Raw genomic sequence first — 15598 nt, 5'->3', positions numbered from 1 at the left:
GACACATCCCGAGTTGCCCTGGTTGATCCTTTCGCTGCCGACCTCCGATCGCCCCTTCCCCCCTGCCGCCAGCGGCATCCTGCTCCCGTGACTGATCTGGCCGTCAGGGAGCTGCCCCTGTTCCCCCTCCCCGATGTGGTGCTCTTCCCCCAGGAAGTGCTGCCTCTTCACATCTTCGAGCCGCGCTACCGCATGATGCTGCGCACGGCGATGTCGGAGGACAGGCGCTTCGGGGTGGTGCGCTGGGATCCCCAGAGCAAGAAGATGGCGGAAGTGGGCTGCTGTGCCGAGATCCTCCACTGCCAGGTTCAGGATGACGACCGCAGCAACATCGTCACCATGGGCCAGCAGCGCTTCCGGGTGCTCGACATCGTGCGCGACACCCCGTTCCGGGTCGGCATGGTCAGCTGGATCGAGGACACGGTGAGCGAAAGCCACGAGGAGCTCGAGACCCTCACCAGCGACGTGACCCGGGCCCTGCGCGACGTGGTCGATCTCACCGGCAAGCTGATCGGCAAGCCTTCCTCGCTGCCCGCCGATCTGCCCGATCTGCCGCGGGAGCTCTCCTTCTGGATCGGTGCCCATCTCGGCGGGCCGGTGGCCGACCACCAGCAGGCCCTGCTCGAGATCACCGACACCGGTGAGCGGCTGCGCCAGGAATTCGAACTGCTCGACCAGACCCGGCGCCAGCTGGCGGCCCGCACGGTCCTGAAGGACACCTTCTCCACCCTCGGCGACGGCAGCAGCGAGACCTGAGCCATGCCGAGTCTTCTTCCGGGCGGCGCCCTGCTGCCCCTCCTCCTGACGGGGGGTGCCCTGGCGACCCTCCTGGCTGCCCTGCTGTGGCAGCGCCGCTCCCGGGCCTACCTGTCGCCGGCCAGCGTCGCCGCCGCCTACGACCGCTGGACGGACGACCGTCTGCTGGAGCGGCTCTGGGGCGAGCACGTGCACCTGGGCCACTACGGCGATCCGCCGGGCAGCCGGGATTTCCGCGCCGCCAAGGCCGCCTTCGTCCACGAGCTGGTGCGCTGGAGCGGCCTCGACCGTCTGCCCCCCGGCAGCCGGGTGCTGGACGTGGGCTGCGGCATCGGCGGCAGCGCCCGCATCCTGGCCCGCGACTACGGCTTCGAGGTGCTGGGCATCAGCATCAGCCCGGCCCAGATCGCCCGGGCCCGGGAGCTCACACCGGCCGACCTGCCGAACTGCCGCTTCGCCGTGATGGATGCCCTGGCCCTGGAGCTGCCCGACGGGGGCACCGACACGGGCTTCGATGCGGTCTGGAGCGTCGAAGCCGGCCCCCACATGCCCGACAAGCAGCGCTACGCCGATGAGATGCTGCGCGTGCTCCGGCCCGGTGGCGCTCTGGCGGTGGCCGACTGGAACCGCCGCGACCCGGGCGTCGCCCCGATGAACCGGCTGGAGCGCTGGGTGATGCGCCAGCTGCTCGACCAGTGGGCGCACCCGGAGTTCGCCAGCATCCCCTCCCTGAAGCGGAATCTGGAAACCAGCCCCTGGAACCGGGGCCTGCCGATCAGCACCGGCGACTGGACGGTGGCCACCCTGCCCTCCTGGGTGGATTCGATCCTCGAAGGCGTGCGTCGCCCCGGGGCGGTGCTGGGGCTGGGCCCCCGGGCCGTGATCCAGGGGCTTCGGGAAACGCCGACGCTGCTGCTGATGGACTGGGCCTTCCGCAACGGTCTGATGCAGTTCGGCGTCTTCCGCGGACCGGTGCCCGGGCCGGGCTGACTCAGTCGGCCTTCTCCTCGGCGGCGAGGTTGGTGAGGGGATAGGCCCCGAACAGGGCCAGGTGCTCGCAGAGGGGGGTGAGGTCGGCGATCGCCCCGTCCAGGGGAGCGGCCCCCTCGGGAAGCTCGAGATCGACGAAGAAGATGTATTCGCCCATCTCCCGCTTGGAGGGACGGGATTCGATCCGGCTCATGTTCAGGCCCTGGCCGGCGAAGCAGCCGAGCGACTCCAGCAGGGCACCGGGCTGGTTGGAATGGAGCGAGAACGCCAGGCTGGCGTACGGTCCCTGGTGGGAGCGCTCGCCGCGACGCAGCAGCAGGAAGCGGGTGCAGTTGCCCGGCACATCATTGATCGGGTGGGCCAGCACCTCGAGGCCGTGCTCGGCGGCCGCCTCCAGCGAGGCGATGGCGCCCCGGAAGCGGCTGCCCCGCACCAGCCGGGCCGCTTCAGCGGTGGAGCTGGTGGGCAGCTGCAGGGCCTGGGGCAGGTGTTCCCCCAGCCACAGGCTGCACTGGGCCAGGGCCTGGGGATGGGAGAGCACCTCACTGATGGCGTCGAGGGGGCCGCTGCCCACCAGGGCGTGGCGGATGGGCAGCACCAGGGCCCGGGCCACCGCCAGGTCGGGGTGCTCCCAGAGGGCATCGAGGCAGCTTGTGACGCCCCCCTCGACGGAGTTCTCCACCGGCACCACCGCCAGATCGCAGTCGCCGTCGGCCAGGGCCCGGATCACGGCGCGGATGCCCTGCTGGGGCACGAAGTCCACCGCCTCGAGGCCCTCGAGGGCCGCCAGTCGCTGCGCCGCCTGCTCACCGTAGGTGCCGACGGGACCGAGAAAGGCAAGACGCATGGCGGTGGGACGCTCTGGGGTGATCGGTAGGATCATGGCCTGCCGGCCCGCAGGCCATGTCCCTGGCCTTCAGCGCCAGCCAGCAACTCGACCTTCCGGTGGCCAGCGAGGCGGATCGCTTGCCCGCCTACCTCGACGATGAGCAGCGGGTCGTGCAGGCCCTGCTCGACCCCACCCAGCTCCAACCCCTCGGCCCCGGCCGCTACCGCTACACCGTGAGCCAGGTGCGGGTGTTCCAGCTGAAGATCCAGCCGGTGGTGGAGCTGCAGGTGGTGCGTCGCCATGGCCGGCTGGAGCTGGAGGCCCTCGACTGCCAGCTCGAAGGACTCGGACTGGTGGAGGACTTCCGCCTCGGGCTCTGCTCCTGGCTGGCCGCGGCCGACGGCGGCCTCACCGGTGAGGCCAGCCTCTCGGTGACCGTGAGCCGCCCCACCCTGCTGAAGCTGATCCCGCCCAAGGTGCTGGAGGCCACGGGCCGCTCGGTGCTCGGCGGCATCCTGCTGGGCATCAGGACCCGGGTGAGTCAGCAGCTGCTGGGGGATTTCCAGCACTGGTGCCGATCGACCTGAGAAAGCTGCGGCGGTGCAGGGGTGTGGGTCCCAGCCGCTGGATCGCCTCCCGGTGCTGGCGGGTACCGTAGCCGGCGTGGCGCTCCAGGCCATAGCCGGGGTGGCGCAACGCCAGGCGCCGCAGCAGGGCATCCCGCTCCTGCTTGGCGAGCACGCTGGCGGCGGCGATCGCGGCGCAGCGGCCGTCACCGCCCACCAGGGCGGACTGGGGGCCGGGCCAGCCCCGCAGGGGAAGGACCCCGTCCACCAGCAGCAGCCGGGGGGGGCGGGCCAGCCGTTGCAGGGCCCGAAGCATCGCCCATTCGGTGGCCTGGCGCACCCCCCAGCGATCGATCTCGCCGGCGCTCGCCTGCCCCAGGGCCCAGGCCAGGGCATGGTGGCGCAGCAGGGGAACCAGGGCCTCGCGGCGCCGGGCGCTGAGCTTCTTGCTGTCGTTCAGGCCCGCCGCCGCCAGGGTCGCCAGGGCCGTGGCCGGCAACACCACCGCCGCCGCGAACACCGGTCCGAACAGGCTGCCCCGGCCGACCTCGTCCACTCCGGCACAATCCGCGGGCTCAAGCCCCCCCCAGACATCTGCGTCGGGGTGAGCGAGGACCTCGGGGCCGGGGCGCCCGAGGGCGTTGCGGCCGGGGCGATCAGCCAGCGGCGGAGGAGCGGCGGCGGCGGCGGCGGGGTTCACCCGCGTCGGCGGCAGCGGCATCGGCCGCGGGAATTGCGGCGGCAGAGGCTGCCACCGGGACCGGAGCCGCCGTCGCCACCGGGGCCGCCACCGCCGCCGGTGTGGACCGGCTGGAGGAGCGGCGGCTGGGCACGGCCACCGTCACCAGTTCGGACGGGACGGTGGTGGGCAGGGGTTCGAACGGGGCCGGCGTGATCTCGAAGATGGGGATCGCCTCCGGCACCGGGGAGTCGAAGGATCCGGAGAACACGGGGGATTCGGCCGCTTCGGGCGCGTCGGCCATGCCATTCGCGTCGGCCATGCCGTTGCGGCCCTCACCGCCGCGGCCGCGCCGCCGGCGACGGGAGCCGCTGGCGGCCAGCTGCTGACGGGCTTCCTCCAGGACGGCCTCGGGGTCGGCGTCGGGGCGCACCACACGCACCATCAGGCTGTCGCCGGTGGGGAGCGGATCCAGCAGCAAGGCCGGACTCAGCCCCATCCAGCCGAAGACAAGCTCCTGTTCGGGATCCATCGGCACGGCCAGCACCTCGGGCTCCTGGCGGCGCTGCGGGGCGTCGCTGGCGGGGCTCTCCTGGGCCGCCGGCAGGACGACGGCGCTGCCGTTGCCGCCGCCCTCGCCGTAGCCGCCCAGGACGGGGGTCTCGGCCCCGTCGGAGCCGCGGCCACCGCGGCCGCCACGGCGGCGCCGGCCGCCACCGCCGGACTCACCGGCGCCGGTGGAGGGGCTGGCCACTTCGGCCCGGGCCGAGGCGGCCGAGCGCACCAGGCCGGAGACCGTGGCCAGGGGCTGGAGGGTGTCCTTGCCGGGCAGCACGGCCACGTGGCCGAGGCCGCCACAGCTGGGGCAGGCCCGGCCGAACAGTTCGTAGATGTTCTGGCCCTGGCGTTTGCGGGTCAGCTCCACCAGACCGAGCTCGGTGAGCTGGGCGATCTGGGGGCGGGCCGTGTCGTCCCGGGAGGCCTGGGTGAAGTGCTCCAGCAGCTGCAGCTGGTCGCGCCGGGACTCCATGTCGATGAAGTCGATGATCACGACGCCGCCGATGTTGCGCAGCTTCAGCTGGCGGGCGATCTCCACCGCCGCCTCGCAGTTGGTCCAGAGCACCGTCTCGCGGGCGTTGGCCGAGCGGGTGAACGAGCCGGAGTTGACATCGATCACCGTGAGCGCCTCGGTGGGCTCGATGATCACGTAGCCGCCGGAGGGGAGATCCACCCGAGGCTTGAGGGCATCGCGGATGGCGGCGTTGACCCGGTAGTGCTCAAGGATTTCGGTGGGTTCACCGTGGTGCTCCACCAGGAGGTTGGCCTGGTCGGCGCCGAGGAAGGCGTTGACGCGGGCCACCGCATCGGCGCTGTCGACCACCACCCGCAGCACGTCAGGGCTGTAGAGGTCGCGCAGCACCCGATGGATGAAGTCCTCATCGCGGTTGAGGAGCACCGGCGGCGAGGCCGTCTCGGCCGCCTGCTGGATCGATTCCCACTGGCGCAGCAGGGCCTCGAGGTCGTCGATCAGCATCTCCTCGCTGACGTCCTCGGCCTCGGTGCGGATCAGCAGGCCGGCGCCGGGGGGCTTGATCAGCACGCCGAGGGCCCGCAGCCGGTTGCGCTCGTTCTCGCCGTTGATGCGCCGGGAGATGCTGACCCCCTGGCCGTGGGGCTGGAGCACCAGGAAACGTCCCGGCAGGGAGAGGTTGCCGGTGAGGCGCGGCCCCTTGGTGCCAGTGGGCTCCTTCATCACCTGGACAAGCACCTTCTGGCGGGGCTCGAGCAGCTCGGTGATGCCGGCGCCCCCCTTCTTCAGGCGCAGGGGACCCAGATCGGTGATGTGGATGAAGCCGTTCTTCTCGCTTTCACCGATGTTGACGAAGGCGGCATCGATCCCGGGCAACACGTTCTCGACGGTTCCGAGGTAGACGTCACCGATCTGATAACGACCCTGGGCGACGATCAGTTCATCGACGCGTTCGTCGTTGAGCACTGCGGCGATCCGCAACTGCTCAGCGATGACGATCTGCTGGGGCATGGAAGAGATGGTGGGCTCAGTGGAGCCCTGCCGGGGGGCAGGTGGGGGAAGGAATCGGGCGGCGACCGTGGCGGTCGCTCAGCCACTGGAGAGAATCAGGCCGGACCCCGGAAACAAGGGAAACGGCTGGCTGCCTGGTCTGGCCCCCAGAAGCCAAGGGGCCCGGAGGGGAGCAGGGATGTCGTCGGGCCGGCAGCGTGACGGAAGGAATGACGTTCCTTCCCGATGCAAAGCAACGAAGACCGAACCAAGCAATGTTGACTTTGATAGCGCTTTCGCCGAGGAGCTTCTAGAAAGCGTCCCTGATGCAGAAGCGTCTGGGCGGGGGAGGAAGAAGGGAGGGAACCCCGCTATTCCTGTCTCCGTCTAGGGCGAACTTAGCATGCGTCCAGCCGGAGGCAACGGCGCTGGACCGGACCGAGCACCAGTGGCTGGCCGAGGCCGGTGCTCAGCCAGTGGCGCAGATGGTCCGGACGCAGGCTGCGGCCCTGGGGATCCACGGCGGCCTCCAGATCCAGCACCTGGTCCGCCCCGGACGGGCCCTCACCGGGCACCAGGCGGAGGTCGAGCAGGTAGGGGCGACACTCCCGCTCCCTTGGGCGCCCCTTCTTGTCCTGGTCCTGCCAGGGCAGGCTGGTGGCCGCCAGCAGCGCCGCGACCGCCGCCGCCCAGCGCTCCTGGGTCAGTGAAGCCGGAGCCGGTGCCGCCGGATCGGGGGCCGCCGGATCGGGGGCGGGCCGCAGGGTGAACCGCCACTCGGCGGAACGGATCTGCTGGGCCAGACCGGGGGTCGCCAGGGGCACCGCCTGCACCGACAGGAGGAGCAGTTCAGGGCTGAGCTCCGCCTGCAGACGCTCCCGGGCCGTCTCGGGGTCGACCGGGGCGGCGAAGTCCAGGTCGAGCCACTCGTGCAGGCCCTCCACCCCCAGGGGCAAAGGGAGCGCCACCTGCAGCCGCGGCAGGGGATGGAAGCCGCCCGTGAAGCTCACCGGCAGGCCGCTGCGGCGCAGGGCCCGCTCCATCAGCCGCAGGATGTCGAGATGGCTGATCAGGGCCAGGGAGCCGGTCTTGGCGAAGGCGAAGCGCAGCCGGCAGACCCGCTCGCTGGCCGGCGCCCGCGGCGGCAGCGGCGACGGCACGGGGGGCGGCGGGATCACCACGTTGTGCCCCAGCTCCGGACCGCAGACGCCGCAGCTGCTGCAGCCCTCGAAGGAGCAGTCAGGCACCACGGCGGCCGCCAGGGCCCGACCCAGGTCCTCCGCCAGCCAGGCCTTGTCGACCCCGGAATCGATGTGGTCCCAGGGCAGGGGCTGGCGGCAGAAGGCCTCCAGGTCGCCGGTGGCGAAGGCCTCCGCCGCACTCCAGCCGCCCATCTCCAGGGCCCGGTAGGAGCCCCCCAGGCCAGCCGCCTCGATGGCGCCGGTCCAGGCGGCATGGGTGCGCTCGGCCGATTCGAACCAGGCATCCAGCCCCGCCCCGGCCCGCCAGGCCGCCTCGATCACCGGCGCCAGCCTCCGGTCGCCGCGGCCGACAAAGTCCTCCACCGCCGACAGCCGCACGTCGGTGTAATTGGTCTTGATGCCCCGCAGGGGCCGCAGGGCGTCGCGCAGCAGCTGCTGCCGGCGCCGGAACTCCGCCGTCGACACGCTGTGCCACTGGAACGGCGTGTGGGGCTTGGGGGTGAAATTGCTGATCGTCAGGTTGAGCTGCAACCGACCCAGATCACGGCACTGCTGCTGCAGCCCCCGGCAGGTGTCGACGATCCCGAGCACGTCGGCGTCGGTCTCGCCCGGCAGACCGATCATGAAATAGAGCTTCACGCGGTTGTAGCCGTTCTCCATGGCGGTGCGGATGCCGCGCAGCAGCTCCGCGTCCGTGAGGCCCTTGTTGACGATGTCCCGCAGGCGCTGGGTGCCGGCCTCGGGGGCGAAGGTGAGCCCGGCCCGGCGGGTGCCGCCGAGGATGTGGGCAATGGAAGTGTCGAAACGGTCGACCCGCTGGCTGGGCAGGGTGAGGCTGACGTTGTGCTCCGCCAGCCGGTTGCGCAGCTCCACACCCACCGCCGGCAGGGAGAGGTAATCGCTGCAGCTGAGCGACAGCAGCGAGAAGTCGCTGTAGCCGGTGCGCAGCATGCCCTCCTCCACCGCCTCGATGACCGCCTCCGGCTCCACGTCCCGGGCCGGGCGGGTGAGCATCCCCGGCTGGCAGAAGCGGCAGCCGCGGGTGCAGCCGCGGCGGATCTCCACCGTGAGCCGGTCGTGGACCGTCTCGATGTGGGGCACCAGGCCCATGGCGTAGTGGGGCATGGGGGTGGCGGTGCGCCGCTGGATGCGGGGCGCCAGGCCCGGCTCCAGCGGCAGCAGGCTCACCCCGTCGGGCCCGGGGGCGTACAGGGAGGGCACATAGACCCCGGGCACCTCGGCCAGGTCCCGCAGCAGGGCCCGGCGGCCCAGGCCGGCGGCCCGCCCCTCGGCCACCACCAGGCCGATCTCGGGCAGCAGCTCCTCCCCGTCCCCCAGGGCAAGGAAATCGAAGAAGGGCGCGAACGGCTCGGGATTGCCGGTGGCGGTGGGGCCACCGGCAAAGATCAGCGGCGGCGCCGCCGGATCGTCGAGGGGCAGGTCGCCCCGGTCGGCAGCGCGGATCGGGATGCCCGCCAGATCAAGCATCTCCAGGATGTTGGTGCCGCCGAGCTCGTAGCTGAGGCTGAAGCCGAGGATGTCGAAGGCCGTCAGGGGCCGGTGGCTTTCCACCGCGAACAGGGGCGCCCCCCGCTCCCGCAGCCGGGCCGCCAGATCGGGCGACGGCAGGTAGGCCCGGTCGCACAGCTGACCGGGAACGGCATTGAGGATGGAATAAAGCAGCACATGGCCGAGGTTGCTGGCGCCGACCTCGTAGACCTCCGGGTAGGTGAGCGCCCAGCGCACCCGGGCCGCCGACCAGTCGCGGGGCTCCACCCCCCGCTCATTGCCGAGGTAGCGGGCGGGCCGGGCGATGCCGCCGTCAACCAGCTCAGCGAAGGCGACGGGGGCGTCGACCGTCGTGGCGGGGGTGGCGGTGGCGACGGTGGCGACGGTGGCGACGGTGGCGAAGGACACGGCGGCGACCGGCGGGCTGCGACCCGAGCGTAGGCAGGCCGGCCCGCGCCATAGGAAGATGCCGCCTGGCCCCGCCGCCCCGCCTTCCGCTTCCCACCCATGGTTCAGGTCAACGACAGCTACCTCCGGCTCAAGGCGGGCTACCTGTTCCCCGAGATCGCCCGGCGCGTCAAGGCGTTCACGGAGGCCCATCCCGAGGCGGCCGTGATCCGCCTGGGCATCGGCGACGTCACCGAGCCCCTGCCGGCGGCCTGCCGGGAGGCGATGCAGCGGGCGATCGAGGCCATGGGCACCCGGGAGGGCTTCCACGGCTACGGGCCCGAGCAGGGTTACGGCTGGCTGCGGGAGGCTATCGCCCGCCACGACTTCCAGGCCCGCGGCTGCGAGGTGAGCGCCGAGGAGATCTTCATCTCCGACGGCTCCAAGTGCGACAGCAGCAACATCCTCGACATCCTCGGGGCCGGCAACCGCATCGCCGTCACCGATCCGGTCTATCCGGTGTACGTCGACAGCAACGTCATGGCGGGCCGCACCGGCGACGCCGACGGGGGCGGCCGCTACGGGGGCCTCACCTACCTGCCGATCACGGCGGCCAACGGCTTCGTGGCCCCGCTGCCGGCGCAGCCGGTCGACCTCATCTACCTCTGCTTCCCCAACAACCCCACCGGCGCGGTCGCCACCCGGGAGCAGCTGAAGCAGTGGGTCGACTACGCCCTGGCCAACGACGCCCTGATCCTGTTCGACGCCGCCTACGAGGCGTTCATCTCCGATCCGGAGCTGCCCCACTCCATCTACGAGATCGAAGGGGCACGGCGCTGCGCGATCGAGTTCCGCTCCTTCTCCAAGAACGCCGGCTTCACCGGCACCCGCTGCGCCCTCACCGTGGTGCCCCGGGGACTCACCGGCACCACGGCCGCCGGTGAGCCGGTGGAGCTGTGGGGCCTCTGGAACCGGCGCCAGAGCACCAAGTTCAACGGGGTGAGCTACATCGTGCAGCGGGGCGCCGAGGCCGTGTACTCGCCGGAAGGCCAGGAGCAGGTGCGGGCCCTGATCAGCTTCTACATGGAGAACGCGGCCATCATCCGCCGTGAACTGGAGGCCGCCGGCCTGCAGGTGTACGGGGGCCAGCAGGCCCCCTACGTGTGGATCAAGACCCCCGAGGGTCTGGATTCCTGGGGCTTCTTCGACCACCTGCTGAACCAGGCCCATGTGGTGGGCACCCCCGGCAGCGGCTTCGGCGCGGCGGGCGAGGGCTATTTCCGCCTCTCCGCCTTCAACTCCCGCGCCAACGTGGACGAGGCGATGCGTCGGATCCGGGCTCTTTAGAGTTGGCCACTGTCAGGACCGGAGCGGCCATGCCCATGACCATCCCGCCCTTTGCCACCGCCTCCACCACCCCGGCGGCCACCGAAACCCCCTCCCGTTCGCCGGGGGGGGCCGCCGTGATCGAGAAGGCGCCGGAGCGGGTGCGCAAGACCTCACCCCGCTACAAGGTGCTGCTTCACAACGACCCCGTGAACAGCATGGAGTATGTGGTGAACACCCTGCGCCAGGTGGTGCCCTCCCTGAGTGAGCAGGATGCCATCGCCGTGATGCTGGAGGCCCACAACACGGGGGTGGGACTGGTGATCGTCTGCGATCTGGAGCCGGCGGAGTTCTACTGCGAAACCCTCAAGGCCAAGGGCCTGACGAGCACGATCGAGCCGGAGAACTGAGTGGGCCCCCGCTGGAGCGGCACCCTGCTCTACGTGCCGCTGCTCTACGGCCTCGGCTGGCTGCTGGTGCGCCCCCTGGCCGGCCTCGCCCCGGGCCTGCGCCCCGATCAGGTGGATCTGGCCGGCGCGGTGGTGGCCCTGGTGCTGCTGCTGCTGACCCTGCCGCTGCGGTTGCGCCGGGTCTGGGGCGAATCCCAGCCGTGGCGCGCTCTCGGGGTGCTGGCCCCGCTGCCCGTGGCGCTGGGGGCCTTCGGGCGGGGGCTGCTGCGGACCCTGGCGCTGCTGGCCCTGGTGGTGGGTGCCCTGCTGGCCTCGGGAGGCGCCCGCTGGATCGGGCCGGGTGGCCTGGACGGGGGCGAGGTGCTGAACGCCCTGGCCCTGATGGTGGGCGTGGGCTTCGCCGAGGAACTGGTGTTCCGCGGCTGGCTGTGGGGTGAACTGCAGCATCAGATGGCCCCGAGGGGGGCGCTGCTGCTGCAGGCGGCCGTCTTCGCCCTCGTCCACCCCTGGAGTCAGCCCGGCGGACTGGGGGCGGTGGGCCTGCTGGGCGGGCTGCTGCTTCTGGGACTGAATCTGGCCCTGGTGCGCAGGGACGATGGCGGGGTGCTCTGGGGGGCGGTCGGCCTGCACGGCGGCCTGGTGGGGGGCTGGTTCGCCCTGCAGGGGGGCCTGCTGGAGCTGCTGCCGAGCGCCCCCCCATGGCTGGCGGGGCCGGGGGGCAGCCAGCCCAACCCGATCGGGGGCCTGGTGGGGTGGATTGGGCTTGGTGGGCTGCTGGTGCTGCGGGGCTACCTGAAACAGCGGTGTCGAGCTGATGGGATGCCGACGTCCGAGGGTTGAGGCCCCCCTCAGCGCTGATCGCCGCCCACAAAACCCGCCAGGGCCTACAGGGAAAAGTCGGTGGCGATGAAGGTATGCAAGCCATTCACCTGGATGGTGAATTCCGCTCCAGTGGCTCCAGTGGTGTTGGCCTCAACGAAGGTGTTGGTGCCGTCCTGGAAGAAACGCAACTGGCCCACAGCGGTGAAAGCTGCATTGCCGATGAAGGTGAAGTTCTGGTTGCCACCCGCACCGGTGTTCGCGTCAACGTCATTGACATTGATCAGGTCTCCGCCGGCAATGCCAGCTCCTTCAAAGGCCGTGATGACGTCACGGGTTGCAGCCGTCGTGCCCGATTCATCGGTCGAGAAGTAACGGAAGGAGTCATTCCCCGAACCGCCTGTCAAGAGATCGACCCCGAGGCCACCAATCAACGTGTCGTCTCCACCGCCACCATCAATCATATCGTTATTGGTACTACCATCCAGAATATTGGCAGCATTGCTACCCGTTAGAGAATCAGTGCCCGCGCCCGAGCGAACATACTCAATGTCTGCGATTGAGGTAAACCCACTTGCACTTCCGAGGGCAAGATTGACGGTCACAGCAGCCGTTGTTGAATCGTAAGCCAGCAGGTCAGCCGGGCCTCTGCCAAGGTTGGCCGTCACCGACTCCACATTCGTCACGGAACCACCTTCAAAGCCTGTAATGGAGACCCCGTCAAAAACGACTGTGAGAGTCTGATTACCTGAACCTGAGGTGAGCACAAGGGCATCGGTGTCAGCGCCGCCATCCACCGCGTCGACTCCATCGGAATCGACGGTGTGATTGATGGTGTCATTACCAGCGCCACCGCGGATGGTGTCGTTACCGGTGCCACCGGTCAGGGTGTCGTTCCCGGCGCCGCCGAGCAGGACGTCGGCCAGGTCACCGGTGGAAATCGAATCATTGCCGTCATCCCCGCTCACCCAGTCGGTGAAACCGGCGGCAAGGGTGAGGGTGTCGTTGCCCTGCCCACCGGCGGTGAGCTTGGTGAAGGACGCACCGTTGACGATGCTGGTCCCGGTCAGGCTGATGGACTTGTTGTTCCCAGGGTCGACGTATTTCAGGGCAAGGCCCGGTCCGCTGAAGACGTTCGTGCCGGCCAGGACTGGCAGCACCCCGACGGTGGGGCCGTTGATACGAAGGCCGAAGCCATTGGCAATGGTCGAAAACGTGTTCGATGTCAGCGTGATGAGCTTGCTGACGTCATAGAGATCAAGATAGGAGCCATTCTCGAAGGTATTTCCGCTCAGCGTAGCGGTGACATTGCCGAGGATATTGCCCGTGGGGCGCACCACGGTCTGGTTCTCTGAGCGGGTGAAGGTGTTGCCGGAGATCTGAACCGAACCGGTGGCAACGGAACCAGTGAAGTTGAGGATATTGAAGCTGCTCAGGAAGCCGGCTTCATCGAAGAGGCTGTCGCGGATGAGAAGGCTGCCGCTGTTGTTCCAGCTGTGAAGGAAGGCGGAACCTCCAGCCCCGGTCAAGGGGTTGAACCCTCCCTGCCCCTTGATCGTGACCGTGACATCGTCCAGGGTCAGACCCGTCGTGATCGGCGAGGTGGCCGAAAACGAGGTCAACGACATGTAGAGGTTGCCGTTGCCGTTCCAGCCGGTGTGGGTGCCTCGGAAGGTGACATCCTGCACCACGAACGAGGCGGAGGTGGCCCGCAGCAGGGCGTTGCCATCGGCGAGGCCACCGGCGCTGTAGTCCAGGGTCAGGTTCGCGACCGTGCCGGGCCCGTTGGGGCCATCCGTGTTTCGCTGAAAAATGCGGGTGTCCCTGACGATGGCGCCCGCCTCGGAAGTGCCGGTCACGGCATAGCCGGAGGCCTGGACGACCCCAGGGGCAGAGGTCTGCTTGGCCAGGGACCGGACGGAGGCGTAGGTGCCATCCGCCAGAAGGATGATGTCCCCTGCGGCCGCCGCATTGATCACCTCACGGAGGGTGGGGATTCCGGAGGGGGTGACGTTGATGGTGGCCATGCTGGGGAAGCGCTTGGGGGAGCCTTGGTTGGAAGAGGCCTGCAGGGCAGGCGCCTGCGACCGCGGCCATGCCGCTTGATAATGAGTTTACCTTAAATACCTTAAAATTCTCTAATAGCAGCCTCTTTGCGGCAATCATGACAGGTTTCGGGCTGCTCGCTGCTCAGAGCGTCGCCGTGGCCAGGGCCCGGCGCCCCTCCACCGGCGCCCGCAACGCCTGATCCAGGGGAGCCACGCCGTACTCCCTCTCCAGCAGGTCCATCACGGTGCGGCCGAAGTCGGCCGGGTTGCGCTCGAAGGCCTCCAGGCAGATCCGGCCGAACACCCGACCCATCGGTTCCGGGTTCCACAGCAGCTTGCGGGCCGTCCAGGGCATCAGGCTCATGGGGTCGTAGCCCGGCTTGAGCATCCCCTGGTCGAAGGCGTACTGCTCCAGGTGGGTGTGGGGCTGGAGGCCGATGAAGAAGATCGCCGGCTCCACCGACCTGGCGCCGAAGATGATCTCCAGTTCGCGGTGATAGGCGATCGTCTGGCGGATGGTCTCCGGCCGTTCATCGATCACGTTGAACGAGTAGTTCACGGAGACATGCTCACGGAAGCCGGCCGCCGCGAGCATCCGGCAGTTCTCCAGCACCGTGCGCAGGTTGTAGCCCATGCGCATCTTGCGCACGAGCTCCTGGGACCCCGAGGTGATGCCGATCTCGAAGTAGCTCATCCCCGTGGCCACCATCAGCTCAGCCAGCTCGGCATCGAGGTTGTCGGCGCGGATGTAGGCCGCCCAGCGGATGTCCGTGAGGCCCTCCGCCTGAATGGCCCGCAGCAGGTCCTTGGCGTCGTCGATGTAGCGCCTGGCCGGGATGAACTGGGCATCGGTGAACCAGAAGCCCCGCACGCCACGGTCGTAGAGCTGGCGCATCTCCCGCACCACCTCGGCGATGGGGTTGACGCGCACGGCCTTGCCCTCCACCACCGTGTAGACGCAGTAGCAGCAGTTGTGGGGGCAGCCGCGCTTGGTCTGGACCCCGACGTAGAAGTCACCGCCGTCGAGGTACCAGTTCAGCTGGGGCCAGATCGCTTCGATGTAGGCGTAGTTGCAGGCCGTCTTCTCCAGGCCCGCCGGCTGCTCATGGATCAGGCCCGGACGGGGCGCCTCGCCCACCACGTAGCAGCGCTCGCCAGTGAGCGACTGGCCACGGATCAGCTTCTCCAGCAGCCCTTCCCCCTCCCCCACCGACACCACCGAACCGGTGGGCAGGCCGCGGCCCAGCTGCTCGTAGAAGACGCTCACCGCCCCGCCGCCGATGACCACCCGGGCCCCGGGGTTGTGGCGGCGGGCGCGCCGCAGGCCCCGGCGCACCAGCCGCAGGTTGCGCCACAGCTCGCCGTAATAGGAGCCCATCAGCCGCAGCCCGCCGATCGCCCCCCGCAGACGCTTGAGGGGGCTGGCGGAATAGAACACCTCGAAGGAGTTCTGCAGCGGATTGCCGCCCCGGCCATCGACCGGGGCGTAGATCTGGATGTCCCGCCAGGAGAACACCAGCAGGGTGGGGCGGAACTGGTCGACCACCTCCAGGAGCACGCGCTGGACATCGAGCAGGGGCACCGCCGCCAGATCCAGGATCCGCTGGGGCAAGCCTGGAAAGCACTTGTGCAGGTGATCGGCCAGGTAGATCGGGCCGATCGGGAAGATCGGATTGCAGGGCAGCCGCACGAGCAGCACCCGTTGATCGCTCACGGCTGACGCAGCTCGAGGGGGTGTCTGGACGCTAACAAGCGCGCCCGGGCCGCCGGTGGGCGGTTGGCTTACCGGGCCCGGGAGGTACCAGGGGAGGGGGCCGGGAGAGGCGCGCCGGGAAGCAAAGCTTTTCTTCATGAAGGCGGCCCTCACGCTCCGCAACACACTGTTACAGTGCTGCGGGGACGGGATTCCGCCCCCATCTCCTTCCACCGGCCCGGCGTTTCGACGCCAGCGCTCGGTGACTTCCTTCTACGCACTCATGACCGCCACTCTCCAGCAGCGCTCCGGCGCTTCGGTGTGGAACCAGTTCTGTGAGTGGGTCACCTCCACCAACAACCGT

Annotated in this window: 12 protein-coding genes; 6 read left to right on the top strand and 6 right to left on the bottom strand. The window is 69.6% G+C overall.

What is annotated here, in order from left to right:
• The first annotated feature begins 87 nt into the window (after positions 1-87).
• Together KUG39_RS07385 and KUG39_RS07380 are read left to right on the top strand one after the other, a co-directional pair.
• Positions 88-756, top strand: coding sequence for an LON peptidase substrate-binding domain-containing protein (locus KUG39_RS07385; RefSeq protein ID WP_094585984.1), 669 nt, complete (start codon positions 88-90; stop codon positions 754-756).
• A gap of 3 nt (positions 757-759) precedes the next feature.
• On the top strand, positions 760-1746 hold the full coding sequence (locus KUG39_RS07380; RefSeq protein ID WP_190611487.1) for a methyltransferase domain-containing protein: 987 nt from the start codon (positions 760-762) through the stop codon (positions 1744-1746).
• A gap of 1 nt (position 1747) precedes the next feature.
• Here KUG39_RS07380 and pheA read toward each other — a convergent pair whose 3' ends face one another.
• Positions 1748-2593: a prephenate dehydratase gene (gene pheA / locus KUG39_RS07375; protein WP_094585982.1), complete on the bottom strand. Its 846-nt coding sequence runs from the start codon at positions 2591-2593 to the stop codon at positions 1748-1750.
• A gap of 56 nt (positions 2594-2649) precedes the next feature.
• On the opposite strand from pheA, the gene KUG39_RS07370 reads away from it, so the two are divergent.
• Complete coding sequence (locus KUG39_RS07370) at positions 2650-3162, top strand: DUF1997 domain-containing protein (protein WP_216914058.1); 513 nt, start codon at positions 2650-2652, stop codon at positions 3160-3162.
• Here the strand turns inward: KUG39_RS07370 and KUG39_RS07365 are convergent.
• From KUG39_RS07365 to KUG39_RS07355, 3 genes are all read right to left on the bottom strand, one after another.
• A complete protein-coding gene (locus KUG39_RS07365; RefSeq protein WP_199297134.1) occupies positions 3101-3862 on the bottom strand; it encodes a ribonuclease HII in 762 nt (253 codons plus the stop codon). The genes KUG39_RS07370 and KUG39_RS07365 overlap by 62 nt on opposite strands.
• The gene (locus tag KUG39_RS07360; protein ID WP_216914056.1) at positions 3798-5861 is read right to left on the bottom strand and encodes an Rne/Rng family ribonuclease; all 2064 of its coding nucleotides are present in this window, start codon (positions 5859-5861) and stop codon (positions 3798-3800) included. Before KUG39_RS07360 ends, KUG39_RS07365 begins: the two co-directional genes overlap by 65 nt.
• Positions 5862-6238: 377 nt before the next feature.
• Positions 6239-8959 carry a TIGR03960 family B12-binding radical SAM protein gene (locus KUG39_RS07355; RefSeq protein ID WP_216914054.1) on the bottom strand — a complete coding sequence of 907 codons (2721 nt, stop codon included), beginning with the start codon at positions 8957-8959 and terminating at the stop codon, positions 6239-6241.
• A gap of 99 nt (positions 8960-9058) precedes the next feature.
• Between KUG39_RS07355 and KUG39_RS07350 the strand changes: the two genes are divergently transcribed.
• From KUG39_RS07350 to KUG39_RS07340, 3 genes are read left to right on the top strand one after another with little or no spacing between them, the layout of a single operon-like run.
• A complete protein-coding gene (locus KUG39_RS07350) occupies positions 9059-10285 on the top strand; it encodes an LL-diaminopimelate aminotransferase (protein WP_216914051.1) in 1227 nt (408 codons plus the stop codon).
• A 29-nt stretch (positions 10286-10314) separates the two neighbouring features.
• The gene (clpS, locus tag KUG39_RS07345) at positions 10315-10674 is read left to right on the top strand and encodes an ATP-dependent Clp protease adapter ClpS (RefSeq protein ID WP_190611481.1); all 360 of its coding nucleotides are present in this window, start codon (positions 10315-10317) and stop codon (positions 10672-10674) included.
• The gene (locus tag KUG39_RS07340; protein WP_216914049.1) at positions 10675-11514 is read left to right on the top strand and encodes a CPBP family intramembrane glutamic endopeptidase; all 840 of its coding nucleotides are present in this window, start codon (positions 10675-10677) and stop codon (positions 11512-11514) included.
• 44 nt (positions 11515-11558) lie between these two features.
• On the opposite strand, the gene KUG39_RS07335 is transcribed toward KUG39_RS07340, so the two are convergent.
• Both KUG39_RS07335 and KUG39_RS07330 read right to left on the bottom strand, forming a co-directional pair.
• Positions 11559-13520 (bottom strand): beta strand repeat-containing protein, encoded by a 1962-nt coding sequence (locus KUG39_RS07335; RefSeq protein ID WP_216914047.1) that lies wholly within the window; start codon positions 13518-13520, stop codon positions 11559-11561.
• Positions 13521-13683: 163 nt separating this feature from the next.
• Entirely contained in the window at positions 13684-15255 is a 1572-nt protein-coding gene (locus KUG39_RS07330; RefSeq protein WP_216914046.1) for a photosystem II high light acclimation radical SAM protein, read from the bottom strand.
• Positions 15256-15598 lie beyond the last annotated feature (343 nt).

This window comes from Synechococcus sp. CCAP 1479/10 (assembly GCF_019038515.1).
In the GTDB taxonomy this organism is placed as follows: domain Bacteria; phylum Cyanobacteriota; class Cyanobacteriia; order PCC-6307; family Cyanobiaceae; genus Cyanobium.
The sequence above is the reverse complement of the archived record's forward strand: the minus strand, read 5'-3'. Positions and strand labels throughout refer to the sequence as shown.